This window comes from Kribbella sp., from assembly GCF_035655035.1.
Taxonomy (GTDB): domain Bacteria; phylum Actinomycetota; class Actinomycetes; order Propionibacteriales; family Kribbellaceae; genus Kribbella.
In genome coordinates this window covers 1-15156 of record NZ_DASRVN010000399.1, presented here as the reverse complement: position 1 = coordinate 15156, position 15156 = coordinate 1, and the positions used below count along the sequence as shown (strand labels likewise).

Annotated in this window: 18 protein-coding genes and 1 tRNA gene; 7 read left to right on the top strand and 12 right to left on the bottom strand. The window is 70.2% G+C overall.

Annotated features, from left to right (window positions below; all coding sequences use genetic code 11):
- Nucleotides 1-107 precede the first annotated feature (107 nt).
- Both VFF46_RS22415 and VFF46_RS22410 read right to left on the bottom strand, forming a co-directional pair.
- Nucleotides 108-413: a hypothetical protein gene (locus VFF46_RS22415; RefSeq protein WP_325039146.1), complete on the bottom strand. Its 306-nt coding sequence runs from the start codon at nucleotides 411-413 to the stop codon at nucleotides 108-110.
- Between the two features lie 37 nt (nucleotides 414-450).
- Entirely contained in the window at nucleotides 451-1200 is a 750-nt protein-coding gene (locus tag VFF46_RS22410; RefSeq protein WP_325039145.1) for a DUF4118 domain-containing protein, read from the bottom strand.
- Nucleotides 1201-1275: 75 nt separating this feature from the next.
- On the opposite strand from VFF46_RS22410, the gene VFF46_RS22405 reads away from it, so the two are divergent.
- From VFF46_RS22405 to VFF46_RS22395, 3 genes are all read left to right on the top strand, one after another.
- Nucleotides 1276-1776 carry a DinB family protein gene (locus VFF46_RS22405; protein ID WP_325039144.1) on the top strand — a complete coding sequence of 167 codons (501 nt, stop codon included), beginning with the start codon at nucleotides 1276-1278 and terminating at the stop codon, nucleotides 1774-1776.
- Nucleotides 1777-1816: 40 nt separating this feature from the next.
- Nucleotides 1817-3004: a GNAT family N-acetyltransferase gene (locus VFF46_RS22400; RefSeq protein ID WP_325039143.1), complete on the top strand. Its 1188-nt coding sequence runs from the start codon at nucleotides 1817-1819 to the stop codon at nucleotides 3002-3004.
- Between the two features lie 190 nt (nucleotides 3005-3194).
- Complete coding sequence (locus VFF46_RS22395) at nucleotides 3195-4502, top strand: NAD(P)/FAD-dependent oxidoreductase (protein WP_325039142.1); 1308 nt, start codon at nucleotides 3195-3197, stop codon at nucleotides 4500-4502.
- A 60-nt stretch (nucleotides 4503-4562) separates the two neighbouring features.
- On the opposite strand, the gene VFF46_RS22390 is transcribed toward VFF46_RS22395, so the two are convergent.
- Both VFF46_RS22390 and VFF46_RS22385 read right to left on the bottom strand, forming a co-directional pair.
- Complete coding sequence (locus tag VFF46_RS22390; RefSeq protein ID WP_325039141.1) at nucleotides 4563-5222, bottom strand: response regulator transcription factor; 660 nt, start codon at nucleotides 5220-5222, stop codon at nucleotides 4563-4565.
- Nucleotides 5219-6328, bottom strand: a complete 1110-nt coding sequence (locus VFF46_RS22385; protein ID WP_325039140.1) for a sensor histidine kinase — start codon at nucleotides 6326-6328, stop codon at nucleotides 5219-5221. The genes VFF46_RS22390 and VFF46_RS22385 overlap by 4 nt, the downstream gene beginning before the upstream one ends.
- Before the next feature lie 104 nt (nucleotides 6329-6432).
- Between VFF46_RS22385 and VFF46_RS22380 the strand changes: the two genes are divergently transcribed.
- The 3 genes from VFF46_RS22380 (at nucleotide 6433) to VFF46_RS22370 (ending at nucleotide 7648) form a co-directional block, all read left to right on the top strand.
- The gene (locus VFF46_RS22380; protein ID WP_325039139.1) at nucleotides 6433-6939 is read left to right on the top strand and encodes a glycine cleavage system protein R; all 507 of its coding nucleotides are present in this window, start codon (nucleotides 6433-6435) and stop codon (nucleotides 6937-6939) included.
- Nucleotides 6936-7478, top strand: a complete 543-nt coding sequence (def, locus tag VFF46_RS22375; protein ID WP_325039138.1) for a peptide deformylase — start codon at nucleotides 6936-6938, stop codon at nucleotides 7476-7478. The genes VFF46_RS22380 and def overlap by 4 nt, the downstream gene beginning before the upstream one ends.
- 87 nt (nucleotides 7479-7565) lie before the next feature.
- Nucleotides 7566-7648, top strand: a tRNA-Leu gene (locus VFF46_RS22370).
- Nucleotides 7649-7658: 10 nt separating this feature from the next.
- Here VFF46_RS22370 and VFF46_RS22365 read toward each other — a convergent pair.
- From VFF46_RS22365 to VFF46_RS22350, 4 genes are read right to left on the bottom strand one after another with little or no spacing between them, the layout of a single operon-like run.
- The gene (locus VFF46_RS22365; protein WP_325039137.1) at nucleotides 7659-8366 is read right to left on the bottom strand and encodes a DnaJ domain-containing protein; all 708 of its coding nucleotides are present in this window, start codon (nucleotides 8364-8366) and stop codon (nucleotides 7659-7661) included.
- Entirely contained in the window at nucleotides 8363-9106 is a 744-nt protein-coding gene (locus tag VFF46_RS22360) for a hypothetical protein (RefSeq protein WP_325039136.1), read from the bottom strand. Before VFF46_RS22360 ends, VFF46_RS22365 begins: the two co-directional genes overlap by 4 nt.
- 49 nt (nucleotides 9107-9155) lie before the next feature.
- Nucleotides 9156-10001 (bottom strand): uracil-DNA glycosylase, encoded by an 846-nt coding sequence (locus VFF46_RS22355; protein WP_325039135.1) that lies wholly within the window; start codon nucleotides 9999-10001, stop codon nucleotides 9156-9158.
- A gap of 9 nt (nucleotides 10002-10010) precedes the next feature.
- Nucleotides 10011-11438, bottom strand: a complete 1428-nt coding sequence (locus VFF46_RS22350) for an MFS transporter (protein WP_325039134.1) — start codon at nucleotides 11436-11438, stop codon at nucleotides 10011-10013.
- Between the two features lie 129 nt (nucleotides 11439-11567).
- Between VFF46_RS22350 and VFF46_RS22345 the strand changes: the two genes are divergently transcribed.
- On the top strand, nucleotides 11568-12146 hold the full coding sequence (locus VFF46_RS22345) for a helix-turn-helix domain-containing protein (protein WP_325039133.1): 579 nt from the start codon (nucleotides 11568-11570) through the stop codon (nucleotides 12144-12146).
- Here VFF46_RS22345 and VFF46_RS22340 read toward each other — a convergent pair.
- The 4 genes from VFF46_RS22340 to eno all read right to left on the bottom strand — a co-directional run.
- Complete coding sequence (locus VFF46_RS22340; protein WP_325039132.1) at nucleotides 12133-13047, bottom strand: Ppx/GppA phosphatase family protein; 915 nt, start codon at nucleotides 13045-13047, stop codon at nucleotides 12133-12135. The genes VFF46_RS22345 and VFF46_RS22340 overlap by 14 nt on opposite strands.
- Entirely contained in the window at nucleotides 13040-13522 is a 483-nt protein-coding gene (locus VFF46_RS22335) for a DUF501 domain-containing protein (protein WP_325039131.1), read from the bottom strand. The genes VFF46_RS22340 and VFF46_RS22335 overlap by 8 nt, the downstream gene beginning before the upstream one ends.
- Entirely contained in the window at nucleotides 13519-14079 is a 561-nt protein-coding gene (locus VFF46_RS22330; protein ID WP_325039130.1) for a septum formation initiator family protein, read from the bottom strand. Before VFF46_RS22330 ends, VFF46_RS22335 begins: the two co-directional genes overlap by 4 nt.
- A gap of 17 nt (nucleotides 14080-14096) precedes the next feature.
- A partial coding sequence (gene eno, locus VFF46_RS22325; RefSeq protein WP_325039129.1) for a phosphopyruvate hydratase occupies nucleotides 14097-15156 on the bottom strand: 1060 nt, incomplete at its 5' end.

The following is a 15156-nucleotide window of genomic DNA, read 5'->3' as shown; positions in this document are numbered from 1 at the left end:
TGTATCCAGTCGTCGCAGCCGCTCCTTGGGCGTCGGCGTCGCCCCATTGAGCAGCCACTGGACCGACGGCCGCCATCCGGACTCGACCCACCAAGCGAGCGCCGAGGTCACCTTGTCACGACCGAGGACCTCGACCAGCCGACCACCAAGCCCCTGAGCCACCGCCGCTGCCGCCAGAGCCCGAGCCGCGCCTGCAACAACTCCTGGGCGACCAGGAACTCCTGAACGACAGCCGGCATGCTCTCCTCGACGCGTCGATGGACATGGAGCGTCTGGCCGAAGGCCCCGTTGGGATCGAGGACGATCCCACGAGCGTGGTACTTCTTGTCGGTCGACCAGTCGACGGACGGCATCGGGTAGCCGATCCGCGCTGCCAACTCACCGACCTGGGAAGCGAATTCCTGCTGGTTCACAAGCGGATCATCGGGTACGGCGGGGTCGTGTTACGGGTCAGAGGTGGGGGCGGGCCGGTTCCTGGGTGGTGAGGGCGGCGCCTACCTGGTCGGCGAGGGCTACGGCTACCACGCGTTGTTCGAGGTCGGGGCGGGCGATGCGGGAGGCGGCGGTGAGGAGGAAGCAGCCGCGGGAGACGCCGGCGTGCTGGACGGGGAGTTCGATCTCGGCGTTGGTCGGGAGGCCGTCGCGTTCCACCTTGAGGACCTGGGAGCCGCGGGTGACCGAGCCGTCCGGGTTCAGCCGGGGCGCCGCGGTTTGCTTGCGTCCGGCAACGAACTTGACGCCGTCGATACCCAGTACGGCGATGAGTTCGGCGCGCACCTGCTCGATCAGGTCGTCGGCGGACGCGCCGGTCGCGACCGCCTGGGAGGTGGTGATCACGCCGTCCAGGTAGCCGCGCCGCCGGGACGCGTTGGCTTGTTGCCGACGGCCCCAGATCGCGATCTGGGTGACCGCGATCCCGATCACCAGCAGCAGGACCGCCTGGTCGACGTCGTTGCTGTTGTCGATCGAGAAGCTGTAGTACGGAGTCGTCAGAAAGAAGTCGAACCACAGCGCGCTCGACACCGCCGCGAGCACCCCGGCGAGCCGGATACCGAACACTGCGACCGCGACGATCACGACCACCAGCACCAGCGCGGCGTTCGCGTTGTCGAAATGTGCCCGGAACGGCGTCAGCAACGCACAAACGGCCGGCGGAGCCAGCAGGGAAGCAGTCAGGACCGGGGCGCGGTAGGTCTCCACCCCCCTAATTAATGCGCACATGACCACCTGGGATCAACAGTTCTGCCGGGAGTCTGTCGCCGCTACGGTGAGGCCATGCCCGAGATTGCTCGCACCCGTCCCGCCGAGGACACCGACGAACGCGGCACCCTGACCGGCCTCCTCGACTTCCTCCGCGCCACCGTCGAACTGAAGCTCGCCGGCCTCACCGAGGAGCAGGCGTTCGCCCGCCCGGTGCAGCCGTCGGCGCTCACGCCTGGCGGGATCGTCAAGCATCTGACCGGTGTGGAGCGGTTCTGGTTCGCGATCGACTTCGCCGGGCTGGACGTCGAGTGGCCGTGGAGCGAGGAGGACCCGCACGGGTGCTTCCCGATCGATCCGGGCGACACGGTCGACGGACTGCTCGCGGCGTACCGGGCCGAATGCGCGCGCTCTCGCGAGATCGTCGCGGGCGCGTCGTTCGACGACCAGGCGCGCTCCGAGGGCATGACGTTCACGCTGCGGTACGCCGTCGCGCACCTGATCGAGGAGACCGCCCGCCACCTCGGCCACCTCGACCTCCTCCGCGAGTCCACCGACGGCCAGGCCGGCGAATAACCGCTGGCTGTGGACAGGGCGCGTGCGTAGGTTGCTCGGCATGTACCGACTGCGTGGTGCGGTGGCGGCTGACGGCGAGTTTCTGGCTGAGGTGGTACTGGCTGCCACTCGTGCGCAGGGGCGGTTTGCCGACAACTTGGACGAGACGGAGTGGCGGGCCGGGTTCGTCGAGTGGACGCTCGAGTCGATCGCGGACCCGGCGACCGAGCTGTACGTCGTGGAGGTGGACGAGCGGCCCGCCGGACGGCTGCGGGTCAGCCGTACGCCGGAAGCCGTCGAGCTGAACGGGATCCAGCTGCATCCGGACGTCCAGAATCGCGGGATCGGTACGGCGATCATCTCCGCGCTGCAGTCCGAGGCCACGCGCCGCGGCGTACCGCTGCAGCTGAACGTGGAGCGGGACAACCCGAACGCGCGCCGGCTGTACGACCGCCTCGGCTTCACGAAGGTCGGCGAGGACGGCGCCGAGGACGTACTGCGCTGGACCAAGGGCGTGGAGCAGAACCAGCTGTGGAACGCGGACGTCGCCGGCCGGTACGACACGCCGGACACCGGGATGTTCGCGGCCGAGGTGATCGAGCCGACCGTCACCCGCCTGGCCGAGCTGGCCGCGGGCGGTCGGGTGCTCGAGTTCGCGATCGGCACCGGGCGAGTCGCCGTACCGCTGGCCGAGCGCGGCGTCCCGGTCAGCGGGATCGAGCTGTCGACGGCGATGCTCGACCAGCTGCGGACGAAGGCCTCCGCGGAGTCGATCCCGGTGGTGGTCGGTGACATGGCGACCGCCCGGGCGGCGGGCGAGTTCGCGCTCGTCTACCTGGTCTTCAACACGATCTCGAACCTGCTCACCCAGGAGGAGCAGGTCGCGTGCTTCCGGAACGCCGCCCGGCACCTCTCCCCCGGCGGCCGCTTCGTGATCGAGCTCTGGGTCCCCGAACTGCGCCGCCTCCCACCCGGCATCCCCGCCACGGTCGGCGTCGCGGACCCCGGCTACATCCTGCTGGACACGTACGACGTAGTCCGCCAGCACGTCGTCTCCCACCACTTCCACTTCGGCGAAGGCACCGAGGCCCACCTCGGCCGCACCCCGCACCGCTACATCTGGCCCGCCGAACTCGACCTGATGGCCCAACTCGCCGGCCTCACCCTCGAATCCCGCCACGCCGACTGGTCCACCACCCCCTTCACCGCCGACTCCCCTTCCCACGTCTCTGTCTACCGCCTGCGGTAGACGTTTGCTGTTTCGTGTCAGGGCTGGTGGGCACGGGACCCCGGACCCACCATGAGGGGATGAGAGGTCCCTCGGGTGGGGGATGTTCGGTGGGTGAGATCACTCGTGAGGGGGTTTGTGAAATCTTTCACGAGCGTTTAGCGTTGAAGTGAACATGAAGTCGGAGATCCACTCAGGGAGAGTGAACCGGATGACAGCCCAGGTGCCGCACATCCTCGTGGTCGGAGGCGGTTACGTCGGGATGTACACCGCGTACGGCCTGCGCCGCGCCGCCCGTCAGGGGCGGATCCGCGTGACGGTGGTCGACCCGCGGTCGGTGATGACCTACCAGCCGTTCCTGCCGGAGGCCGCGGCCGGATCGGTGGAGCCGCGGCACGTCGTGGTGCCGCTGCGCAAGACCCTCAAGGGCTGCCGCGTGGTGACGGGCCGGGTGACCGGCATCGACCACGCCCACAAGGTCGCGAGGGTCATGCCCGAGGAGGGCCCGGAGTACGAGCTTGCCTACGACCAGATCGTCGTCGCGCTCGGCTCGATCGCCCGTACGCTGCCGATCCCCGGCCTGGCCGAGGAGGCCACCGGGTTCAAGAACGTCGAAGAGGCCATCGCACTGCGCAACAAGGTCCTGGACCGCCTCGACGTCGCGTCGAGCCAGCCTGATCCCGCGCTGCGCAAGTCCGCGCTCACGTTCGTCTTCATCGGCGGTGGGTACGCCGGCGTCGAGGCGTTCGCCGAGCTCGAGGACATGGCCCGCTACGCCACCAGGTACTACGACAACATCAAGCCCGAGGACATGCACTGGGTCCTGGTCGAGGCCACCGGGCGGATCCTGCCGGAGGTCGGCGAGGACCTCGGCAGGTACACCGTGGACGAGCTCCGCAACCGGAACATGGACATCCGGCTGGAGACCCGGCTGGAGTCCTGCGAGAAGGGTCACGTGATCCTCAGCGACGGCGACGAGTTCGACGCCGACACGATCGTCTGGACGGCCGGCGTGAAGGCCAACCCGGCGCTCGCCGCGACGGACTTCCCGCTGGACGAGAAGGGCCGGATCAAGACCCTGGCGAACCTGCGGATCGAGGGCCTCGACGACGCCTGGACCGCCGGCGACAACGCCGCCGTACCGGACCTGACCAGCGAGACCGGTGCGTTCTGCGCCCCGAACGCGCAGCACGCCGTCCGGCAGGCGAACCGGCTGGCCGCGAACATCCTCCGGGTCGTCGACGGGCAGCCGCCGCAGGACTACAAGCACAAGTACGTCGGCTCGGTCGCGAGCCTCGGCCTGCACAAGGGCGTCGCCCAGCTGTACGGCGTGAAGGTGAAGGGCTGGCTGGCCTGGTTCCTGCACCGGACGTACCACGTGTCCCGTGTGCCTACTCTGAACCGGAAGGCCCGGGTGATCCTGGACTGGACGCTGGCGCTGTTCTTCCGGCGCGAGGTGACCAGCCTCGGCAGCCTGCAGACCCCGAACGAGGAATTCCGCCGGGCCATCCAGTCGTAGGCAGTCCAAGCAACCCACCTGATCGGCCGGGCCTCCAACTCGCCGGGGGCCCGGCCTTCTTCATCCGTGTAAGAGATCGGCGTCGTGCACGAGGAGGGCGATCTGGACGCGGTTGTTCAGGTCGAGCTTGGTGAGGATGCGGGAGACGTGGGTCTTCACGGTCGGGACGCTGAGGTAGAGCGTGGCACTGATCTCGGCGTTCGACTTGCCCTCGCCGACCGCGACGGCGATCTCGCGCTCCCGGTCGTTCAGCTGCGCGAGCCGGGCGGTGGCCTTGGTCTTGCGGTTGTCCTGGCCGGAGTCGGCGACCCGCGTGATCAGCCGTTTCGTGACGGCCGGCGACAGGACCGGCTGGCCGGCCGCGATCCGGCGTACCGATTCGACGATCTCGGCGGGCGGCGTGTCCTTCAGGATGAACCCGGCCGCGCCGGCGCGGAGCGCCCGCAGTACGTGCTCGTCGGCGTCGAACGTGGTCAGGATGACGACCTCGGGCGCACCTGGCCGGCGACGTACCGCCTCGGTCGCGGTCAGTCCGTCGGTGCCGGGCATCCGGATGTCCATCAGGATCACGTCCGGCGCCAGCCGGTCGATCAGCCCCTGCACCCCGGACCCGTCCCCCGCCTCACCGACCACCCGGATCTCCTCGGCACCGCCGAGCATCAACTTCAACCCGGCCCGCAGCAGTGGATCGTCGTCCACGATGAGTACCCGAATGGTCATGCGGGCCACGGTAGCCAGGCGTAGAGGCGGAAGTCGCCTTCGGGGGTGCGGCCGTGTTCGAGGCGGCCGTCCACCAGGGCGGCGCGTTCGGTGAGGCCTTTCAGTCCCTGGCCGTCGCCGCGGCGGCGGTGCGGGGCGGGGTTGCGCAGTTCGACCACCAGTCCGTTGCCGGGGGCACCGATCACGCTGATCGTCACGGGTTCGCCCGGTGCGTGTTTCACCGCGTTCGTCAGTCCTTCCTGGACGATCCGGTACGCCGTACGCCCGACGTGCTCGGGCATCGGCCCGTCCGCCTCGAGCGTCAGCTCGACCGGGATCCCGGCCGCGCGCGAACCCTCCACCAGCCCGGGCAGATCCGCGAACGCCGGCTGCGGCAGCTCGCCGACGGGTGCCCGCAGTACGCCGATCACCTCGCGGAGGTCCTGCAACGCCTGGTGGGCGCTCGCGCGGATGATCTCGGCGGCGACGCCGACCTCCTCGGTCGACGCGTCCGGGCGGTACGCCAGCGCCCCGGCGTGCACGCTCAGCAGCGACAACCGGTGCCCGAGTACGTCGTGCATCTCGCGGGCGATCTCCTCCCGCGCCCGCAGCTGCGCCTGCTCGGCCTGCAGCGTCGCGACGGTCTCGGCCCGGTCGGCCCGGTCCCGCAGTGTCTGCAGGAGCTGCCGGCGGGAGCGGATGTACTGCCCCCAGCCGGCCATCGCGGCGTACAGGATGACCGCGATGACGAGCTGCGTCCGCCAGTCCTCCTTGTGCCGCACCTGGAGGTACGCGGCGGTGGCGACGAAGTTCGCCGCGAAGACCCAGACCGACGTACGCCACGGCTTGTGGACGGCGACCGTCATGATCAGCACCAGCGTCGGACCGGCGGCGGCGTCGGAGTACGACGAGATCAGCGCCGCGATCAGCGCCAGCTGCACCGGCCACCGGCGGCGGAACCAGAGCGTCAGGCAGAGCGCCATCCCGGACCAGAAGTCGACCGCGAGCAGCAGGTGCGGCACCCGGTCGCCCTCACCGTCGCTGTAGGTGAACAGCCCGAGCACGATCGCGAGCACGAACGCGATGCTGTCCACGATCCAGTCGCGGGTGCTGCGCCGACGGCTCATGGATCGAATGTAGCGGTGGGTAAGCGTTCGCCGGGGTGTTGACGGCTGTCCGGATACCGAAGTCGCTGCCTCGGCTACTTAGGTCTCCCGGTAGGTTTCCGGGCATGAGTCAGCTCGCTGTCACCGTCATCGGCCCGGACCGGCCGGGCATCATCGCGGACGTCACCGAGGCGCTGGTCGGTACCGGGGTCAACCTCGAGGACTCGACCATGACGCTGCTGCGCGGCCATTTCGCGATGATGATCGTCTGCGCCGGACCGTTCGACGAGGTGAAGGCGGCGCTCGAGCCGTTGCGCGGCGAGCTGGTGATCACGGTCCGGCAGATAGGCCCGGAGCACCGGCACGCCCCGCTCGGGGCGCCGTACCTGCTGAGCGTGCACGGCGCGGACCGCCCGGGGATCGTGGCCGCCGTGACCCGGATGATCGCCTCCGCGGGCGGCACCGTGACCGACATGTCGACCCGGCTGAGCGGCGGGCTGTACGTGCTGACCGCCGAGGTGGAGCTGCCGCCGGCGGCCGACCTGGAGGTGCTGAACCGGGCGCTCGAGATCACCGCCGAGGAGCTCGGGGTCGGCGTCACGCTCCGACCGGCCGAGAGCGACGACCTGTGATCACGGACTGGTCCCCCGCCCGGCTGGACGTCCAGGGCTCGGTGCTGGAGGTCGTCCGCGCGCCGCACCCGGTGCTCGCGACCGAGAGCGCGCCGGTGGACCCGCTCGACCCGGAGATGATCCAGCTCGCCGCGGACCTGGTCGCGACGATGCGCGTCTCCCCCGGCTGCGTCGGCCTCGCCGCGCCGCAGGTCGGTGTCGCGGCGCAGATGTTCTCGCTGGACGTCACCGGGCACCCGAAGACGCGGATCTGCCACGGCGTCTTCGTACTCTGCAACGCGGTCGTGGTCGAGGCCTCGCGCAACGAGAAGGCCCGCGAGGGCTGCATGTCGGTGCCAGACTTCACCGGCGACGTGAAGCGTGCGACCCGGCTCACGGTCACCGGCGTCCTTCCCGGTACGACGGACCAGGTGACGATCACCACCGACGCGTTCGAGGCGCGGGCGCTGCAGCACGAGATCGACCACTGCAGCGGGAAACTGTTCCTGGACCGGGTGGCGGGCGCCCACGCCGTGTACCCGCGCAAGGTCTACCAGTAGTCTCGTCCCCTAGAGCGTGTCTGACAGTTCCGCGCCGTCGCGTGCCGGGTGCCCCGCAGTAGGCGGGGAACTGTCAGACACGCTCTAGCCCGGGTGGCGGAACGGCAGACGCAGCGAGCTTAAACCTCGCGGCCCTCACAGGCGTACGGGTTCGAATCCCGTCCCGGGCACGGCTTCTTATTACTTCTTCAGCAGGTTGTTGACGACGGCCCAGGTGGGGAAGGCGATCGTGATCACGATCGCCAGCCAGGCGATGGTCTTGCCGCGCTGGCCGGTACGGCGGATCTTGCGCAGGCCGCGGATCGCCAGGATCAGTGAGGCCGGCGGGCAGACGATCGAGGTGAACAGCGCGATGAGCGCATCGGAGTTCACGCCGCCGGGGCGGTGGACCGGTGCGCTATACGGATCACGGGACGGCGAGGCAGTGTAAGGGTTGCGGAACGGCGGGGCCGTGTGCGGATCGCCCTGGTACTGCGGTGCGACGTGCGGGTCGCCCTGGGCCGGTGGTGCGATGAAGACATCGGCCGGGTCCTGGAACGGCGGCGCGGTGTACGGCTGCTGCTGGGGCGGTGCCTGCTGGGTGTACGGACCGGACGACCACTCGAACGGGTCCGCGGCCGGCTCCTCGGGCTCCGGTGCGGCCGGTTCAGGAGGCGGTCCGTTGAGCAGCTGCAGGTAGTCGGCGCGCCGGACCGGGTCGGACAGGACCTCGTACGCACGGTTCAACTTGACCTGCTGGGTCGAGTCGCCGCCGACATCGGTGTGGTGGCTGCGGGACAGCCTCCGGTAGCTGCGGCGGATCTCGTCGGCGTCCGCGTCCCGCCGTACGCCGAGCAGCTTCCAGGGGTCGGCGCCGTCGAGGTCCCGGAAGTCCCGGACACCGCTCATTGAGCGATGTCCGCCTGGTAGCAGACCAGTCGCCAGGACGCCTGCTGCGGGTCGGTGCCGGCCGGCAGCGTCCGGTGGCCGGTGGCGAACGTGACGGTCCGGTCGCCGGCCAGGAACAGCCACATGTCGAGGTCTTCGTCGTTGCCGTAGTAGTACGACTTGTAGTGCTTGATCGGCTGCGATCCGAGGAACGGCGTCTGCAGCCGCTGCTGCGCCTCCAGCGGCAGGTTGCCGAGGACGCCCCGCATGTGAGCGGTGAGCGCGAGCTGCGGCGGGGCCGGCGGCTGCTCCCCGGCGCGCGGCGACATCAGCGTGCGCAGGCCGGAACGCGGGCGGGTCGGCTGCTGCTGCACGACGGCGTGCTTCAGGCTGGACGGGACGAACGCGTCGACGTGGACGGTCTGCGTCCGCTGCCCGTGCTGGTTGACCTTCGGCGTGGTGACGGCGAGCCCGTTCGGCCCGAGGACCACGGCGTACGGGCGGTCGCGTTCGCGCTCGTGCAGGTCGGCCCACCACTCGACGGCCGGTCCCACCTTGCGCTCGACGTACGCCTTCACGTCGCTGGACAGCTCCGCCCACCAGTGGAACCGGTCCGGGCTCGGCACGAAGCCCAACGGCGCGGCCTGATGCGAGGCGGGCAGCGTCGGCCCACCACCCTGCGAGCGCTCGACACCCCCACCCGCGGGTCGTTGCGCTGCCGGAAAGCCCCGAGACTGCTCGGGCAGGTTGTCACGATTCATGAGCGCCCGCATGCATAGTGGAGAGCCTCCAACACCGCAGGGGGCACGGTCAACTCCCCTTCTGCGCACTTGTGGACAACTCTTTGGCGCGGGTCAGGACCGCGTCGAGCATTTGCTCGGTGAGCTTGCCGGTGAAGGTGTTCTGCTGGCTCGGGTGGAAGCAGCCGAGGACGGTGACCTCGCCGTACGGCGTGGGGATCCGGTACTCGACCGCGTGCCCGAACTTCGGGCGCGGGCGCGGTACGTCGGCTCCCAGGGCGATCAGTGCGACGAGCAGGGCGTCGTACGCGAACTTGCCGAGGCAGACGATCGACCGGGTGCTCGGGAGGACGAGCTCGAGCTCGCGGCGGTACCAGGGGGCGCAGGTGTCGCGTTCCTCCGGGGTCGGCTTGTTGGCGGGCGGGGCGCAGCGGACGGCGGCGATCATCCGGGTGTCGATCAGGTGCAGGCCGTCGCCCGCGTGTTCGCTCGTCGGCTGGCTGGCCAGCCCGACGCGGTGCAGGCTGGCGAACAGCCAGTCGCCGGAGCGGTCGCCGGTGAAGACCCGGCCGGTCCGGTTCCCGCCGTTCGCGGCCGGTGCGAGGCCGACGATCAGGATCTTCGGGTCGGGTACGCCCCACCCGGGGATCGGGCGGCCCCAGTACGGCTGGTCCGCGAACGACTTCCGCTTGCCGACGGCAACATCCTCACGCCACTCCACCAACCGCGGACAGGCCCGGCAGACCGACACCCGCGCCTCCAGCTCCCGCAGGTCCCCGGTCGCCGCGAGCCGCATCACGTCGGCCGGGTCCTGCGCCACCGGAGTACGCCGTACCGCGGGGTCCTCCGGCCACCCGGTGCCGGGTAGCACCGGACTCTCGAACAGTGCCCCGGTCAACGGATGCGGCAGCTTCATCGTCACAGCCTAGGGCTGCGTTGAGGCGACCAGTTCCTCAGCCGGCTGGACGACTGCGGTACGGCGGTGGGCCGGGATCGCCAGGGCGAGTACGACGGCCGCGGCGGCGAAGGCCGACAGCAGGAGGAAGGTGTCGGTGAAGCCGGACTCGGTGGGGAGGCCGGAGGGCTGGACGTGGCCGGTGATGATCGTGCTGGCCAGCGCCGTGCCGATCGAGCCGCCGATGGTCCGGATGTTCGTGTTCATCCCGGTCGCCACGCCGGTCTGTTCGCGCGGGACGTTCTGCACGATCAGGCTGGTCATCGCGGCGTACGCGAGCCCCAGCCCGAGGCCGAACAGCGCCGTCGAGAACGCGATCTGCCAGCGCGCGTCGTGGAACCCCGCGAACATCAGCGCCCCGACGAGGATCGCCGACGACCCGGACACCACCTGCGCCTTCGCGCTGAACCGCGCCGCGAGCGAACCGCTGAACGACCCGGCGAGCGCCATCGTCACCAGCATCGGCAGCATCAGCAGCCCGGCCTGCGTCACGCTCGCCCCGAACCCGAACCCGGCCGCCTTCGGGATCTGCAGGAACTGCGGCACGAACGCGTACACCGCGAACATCGCGGCCCCGAACAGCAACGCGACGAAGTTCGTCGTCCACACCGCCGGGCGGCGCATCATCCGCATGTCGATCAACGGGTTCCGCGAGCGCAGCTCGACCGCGATCCAGCCGGCGAGCAGTATGACGGCCAGCCCGAACAACCCGACCGTACGGACCGAGCCCCAGCCCCACGTGCGGCCGGTGCTCAACGGCAGCAGCAGCGCGATCAACCACCCGGACAGGAACGCGGCGGCGAGCCAGTCGATCCGCCCGGGGACGCGGTTCGGCGACTCCGGGACGTACCGGCGTACCAAAGCTGTGGCGACTGTGACGACGGCCATCGGGATCCAGAACAGCCAGCGCCAGCCGAGCCACTCGACGATCGGGCCCGCGAGCACGATGCCGAGTCCGCCGCCCGCGGCGATGACGGCCGACACCACGCCGACCACGGACGGGACGCGCTCGGCCGGGAACTCGTCGCGGATGATTCCGAACGCCAACGGGAAGACGGCGCCACCGACGCCCTGGAAGATCCGGGCGGCGATCAGTACGCCGATGTTCGGCGCGAGGGCCGCGACCAGGCAGCCGAGCGCGAGCGCGGCGAGCGCGATGAACAGGGTGCGCTCCTTGCCGGCCATGTCGCCGATCCGGCCGAGCAGCGGGGTCGCGACGGAAACCGAGAGCAGGAGCGCGGTGAAGACCCAGGTGACCGTGCCCGGGGTGGTGTGCAGGTCGTGCTGGATGACCGGCAGCGCCGGGCTGACCAGCGACTGCAGCATGGAGAACGAGGCGACCACCGTGGCGAGTACCGCCAGGGTCAGCCGTGGATTGCCAGACCTGATGACAGGCATGCGGAAGTCCTTCGGAAAGGGGATGCTCGCGCCGGGACCCAGCGCGGTCTTCCTCGTACTGATAAAGTCGAGGTATGCCTCCACTATAGCGGAGGGGTGCCTCCGGTATCAACTGGTTAAGGTGAGCGGATGAGCGAGCAGATCCGGCCTGCGCTGCAGGTCGACGTACGGCGGCCGCAGCGGGCGGACGCGCGGCGGAACTTCGACGCGCTGCTCACCGCTGCCCGGGACGCGTTCGCGAGCAAGGGCGTCGAGGCGTCGCTCGAGGACATCGCCCGGCAGGCAGGCGTCGGCATCGGCACCCTGTACCGGAACTTCCCGACCCGTCAGGACCTGCTGAACGCGGTGTACTTCGGCGAGATCGAGGAGCTCTGCATCGCCGCCGAGGACGCGGCCGGCCTACCGCCGTGGGAGGCGCTCACCACCTGGCTGCACCGCTTCGTCGAGTACGCCGCCACCAAGCGCGCGATCTGGGAGTCGCTGAACCGCGAGTCCGACAGCTTCAAGACCGCCCGCGCCGCGATGTACGCCGCCGGCACCCCGCTGTTCGAACGCGCCCAGCAGTCCGGCGAGGCCCGCACCGACATCTCCTTCGACGACCTCCTCCGCATGGTCAGCGGCCTCACCGCCGCCGGCTTCGTCGACCAGCCCCAACGCGACCGAGTCCTCTCCATCGCCCTGGACGGCGTCCGCGCTAGTGTCCCGTAAGCGAGAGGGCGACGCCGTCGAGGATGTCGTGTTCGGAGATGGTGAGGGTGTTGAGGGGGAGGCGGTCGGCGAGGCGTTGGAGGATGACGGCGCCGGCGCCGATCACGTCGACGCGGCCGGGGTGGATCGAGGGTACGGCGGATCGGGCGGCGCGGGTCGAGGTGGTCAGCCAGGTGGTGGCCTCGCGGAGTTGATCCGTGGACAGGATCGCGTGGTGGATGGCGGCGCGGTCGTACTGCGGGAGGTTGAGGGCGACCGCGGCCACGGTGGTGGCGGTGCCTGCTACCGCGATCAGGGCACGGGTCTCGTGGAGCGGGACCGTGGTGGTGTCGAGGAGGGCGTCGACGTCTTTCGTGATGGCGGTCAGTTCGGCGGGCGACGTCGGGTCGGTGGTGACGTGGCGCTCGGTCAGGCGGACGGAGCCGATGTCGAGGGACTGGGCCGCTCGTACGCCGGTCCTGTCACCGAGGACCAGTTCGGTGGAGCCGCCGCCGATGTCGGCCACCAGGTACGGCGCCGGCAGGTCGAGCGCCGAGGTGGCGCCGCGGAAGCTGAGCGCGGCTTCTTCGTCACCTGAGATGATCTCCGGACGTACGCCGAGGCGCTGCTCGATGCCGGCGAGAAACTCGTCGCGGTTGCTGACGTCGCGGGCGGCAGACGTGGCGACGAAGCGGATCCGGCGGACATCCTCCGACTGAAGAACAGCCGCGAACTCCTCAGTCGCCGCGAACACCCGCTCCAGCGCCTCCGGGGCGAACGCGCCCGTCGCGTCGACGCCCTGGCCGAGGCGGACGATCGTCATCCGGCGGTCGACCTCCACCAGCCGGCCGTCGACCAGGTCGGCGATCAGCAGCCGGATCGAGTTCGTCCCGCAGTCGACCGCGGCGACTCGGTCAGACACACGGGCCTCGGCGGCCCCAGTCTTCCAGGGCTTCCAGGGCTTCGTCGCCGAGCGGGTTCACGCCGGGGCCCGCCGCCAGGGAGTGGCCTACCAGGACGTGCAGGCATTTCACGCGGGTGGGCATGCCGCCGGCCGTGATGCCGGCGATCTCCTCGACGTGCTCGATCGACTCGCGGTGCGCGAGGTACGACTCGTGCGCCGCGCGGTAGCGGTCCGCCAGGTCCTCGTCGTCCGCCAGTCGGTCGGTCATTTCCTTCATCAGGCCCGAGGATTCGAGGGTCCCGATCGCGGACGCCAGCCGCGGGCAGGTCACGTAGTACGTCGTCGGGAACGGCGTACCGTCCGGCAGCCGCGGCTCGGTCTCGACCACGTCGGGGAGGCCGCAGCTGCAGCGGTGCGCGATCGAACGGATACCGCGCGCGGTCCGGCCCAGTTGCTTACTGACTGCTTCCTGGTCGGAGGGGCTGACGCTCACCTGGTCACCTTAGGTGACGCCGGTGCCGGTGGGTTCCCGGCGCCTTCCACACTCCCCCAGAGCTTCGTGTACCAGGTCGGCTTCTGCGCGTCCGCCGTACCGTCCGTGGGCGCCGACGGCTCCGGCGGGGCGCCGACCGGCTTCCCGTCCGCGCCGATCACCCGGTAGCCGATCTCGCCCGGCATCACCCAGCCGAGCCGCTGCCGCGCCTGCGCCTTCACGTACGCGTCGTCCTTCCAGCGGGCGATCTCGTCGTTCAGCTCGCCGACGCGCTTCTCCCGGTCCCGGATCTCCTGGTTCAGCGCGCTGATCTGCTGGTGCTGGTCGAACCACACCCGCAGGCTCTGCGCGTACGACACGATCAAGGCACCCAGCACCAGCAGGACGACGGCCGCCCGGCCGGTCAGGTTGCGCGACCCGCGGGTCCGCTCCGGCTCGGGCTGAGTCCCCGCCGTACGGCGTTTCGGCGCCTCGCCCCGCCGGGCCGGTGGACGCGACTGGGTCCGGCTCGACGGACGCGAGCCGGGTCGTGCACCGGATTCCCGACGGGACGGCATACCTGAACCTCCGAGAGTCAGCCCTGGAACCGCGGGAAGGCCGAGCGACCGGCGTACGTCGCCGCGTCGTCGAGCTCCTCCTCGATCCGGAGCAGCTGGTTGTACTTCGCGGTGCGGTCGGACCGGGCCGGGGCGCCGGACTTGATCTGGCCGCAGTTGGTCGCCACCGCGAGGTCGGCGATCGTGGTGTCCTCGGTCTCGCCGGAGCGGTGGCTCATCATGCAGGTGAAGCCGCTGCGGTGCGCCAGGTCGACGGCGTCCAGGGTCTCGGTCAGCGAACCGATCTGGTTCACCTTGACGAGCAGGCTGTTCGCCGCCTTGTCGGTGATGCCGCGCTGCAGCCGCTCGACGTTGGTGACGAACAGGTCGTCGCCGACGATCTGGATCTTGCTGCCGAGCTCACCGGTGATGGCCTTCCAGCCGTCCCAGTCCTCCTCGTTCAGCGGGTCCTCGATCGAGACGATCGGGTACGACGCGACCAGGTCGGCGTAGTACGCGATCAGCTCGTCGGCGGATTTCTTGCCGCCCTCGAACGCGTACACGCCCTCGGTGTAGAACTCGCTCGCGGCCACGTCCATGGCCAGCGCGATGTCCTTGCCGAGCTGCAGGCCGGCCTTCTCGACCGCGACCGCGATCAGGTCCAGGGCGGCCCGGTTGCTGTCCAGGTTCGGCGCGAACCCGCCCTCGTCGCCGAGACCGGTGGACAGGCCGCGCTCCTTCAGCACCGCCTTCAGCGCGTGGTAGACGGTCGCGCCCTGCATCAGCGCCTCGCCGTACGTCGCGGCGCCGATCGGGGCGATCATGAACTCCTGCACGTCGACGTTGCTGTCCGCGTGCGCGCCGCCGTTCAGGATGTTCATCATCGGCACCGGCAGGACGTGCGCGTTCGGGCCGCCGACGTACCGGAACAGCGGCAGGCCGGAGCTGTCCGCGGCCGCCTTCGCGACCGCGAGGCTGACGCCGAGGATCGCGTTCGCGCCGAGCTTGGCCTTGTTCGGGGTGCCGTCCAGGTCGAGGAGCGCCTGGTCGATCAGCCGCTGCTCGTGGACGTCGTACCCGACGATCTCCTTGTCGATG

Coding starts and splice junctions, on each gene's coding strand:
- VFF46_RS22330 (WP_325039130.1), bottom strand. CDS start 14,079: ATGCCGTCCCGTCGGGAATCCGGTGCACGACCCGGCTCGCGTCCGTCG.
- VFF46_RS22360 (WP_325039136.1), bottom strand. CDS start 9,106: ATGAATCGTGACAACCTGCCCGAGCAGTCTCGGGGCTTTCCGGCAGCG.
- VFF46_RS22380 (WP_325039139.1), top strand. CDS start 6,433: ATGAGTCAGCTCGCTGTCACCGTCATCGGCCCGGACCGGCCGGGCATC.
- VFF46_RS22405 (WP_325039144.1), top strand. CDS start 1,276: ATGCCCGAGATTGCTCGCACCCGTCCCGCCGAGGACACCGACGAACGC.
- VFF46_RS22365 (WP_325039137.1), bottom strand. CDS start 8,366: ATGAGCGGTGTCCGGGACTTCCGGGACCTCGACGGCGCCGACCCCTGG.
- VFF46_RS22385 (WP_325039140.1), bottom strand. CDS start 6,328: ATGAGCCGTCGGCGCAGCACCCGCGACTGGATCGTGGACAGCATCGCG.
- VFF46_RS22390 (WP_325039141.1), bottom strand. CDS start 5,222: ATGACCATTCGGGTACTCATCGTGGACGACGATCCACTGCTGCGGGCC.
- VFF46_RS22355 (WP_325039135.1), bottom strand. CDS start 10,001: ATGAAGCTGCCGCATCCGTTGACCGGGGCACTGTTCGAGAGTCCGGTG.
- VFF46_RS22400 (WP_325039143.1), top strand. CDS start 1,817: ATGTACCGACTGCGTGGTGCGGTGGCGGCTGACGGCGAGTTTCTGGCT.
- VFF46_RS22350 (WP_325039134.1), bottom strand. CDS start 11,438: ATGCCTGTCATCAGGTCTGGCAATCCACGGCTGACCCTGGCGGTACTC.
- VFF46_RS22395 (WP_325039142.1), top strand. CDS start 3,195: ATGACAGCCCAGGTGCCGCACATCCTCGTGGTCGGAGGCGGTTACGTC.
- VFF46_RS22345 (WP_325039133.1), top strand. CDS start 11,568: ATGAGCGAGCAGATCCGGCCTGCGCTGCAGGTCGACGTACGGCGGCCG.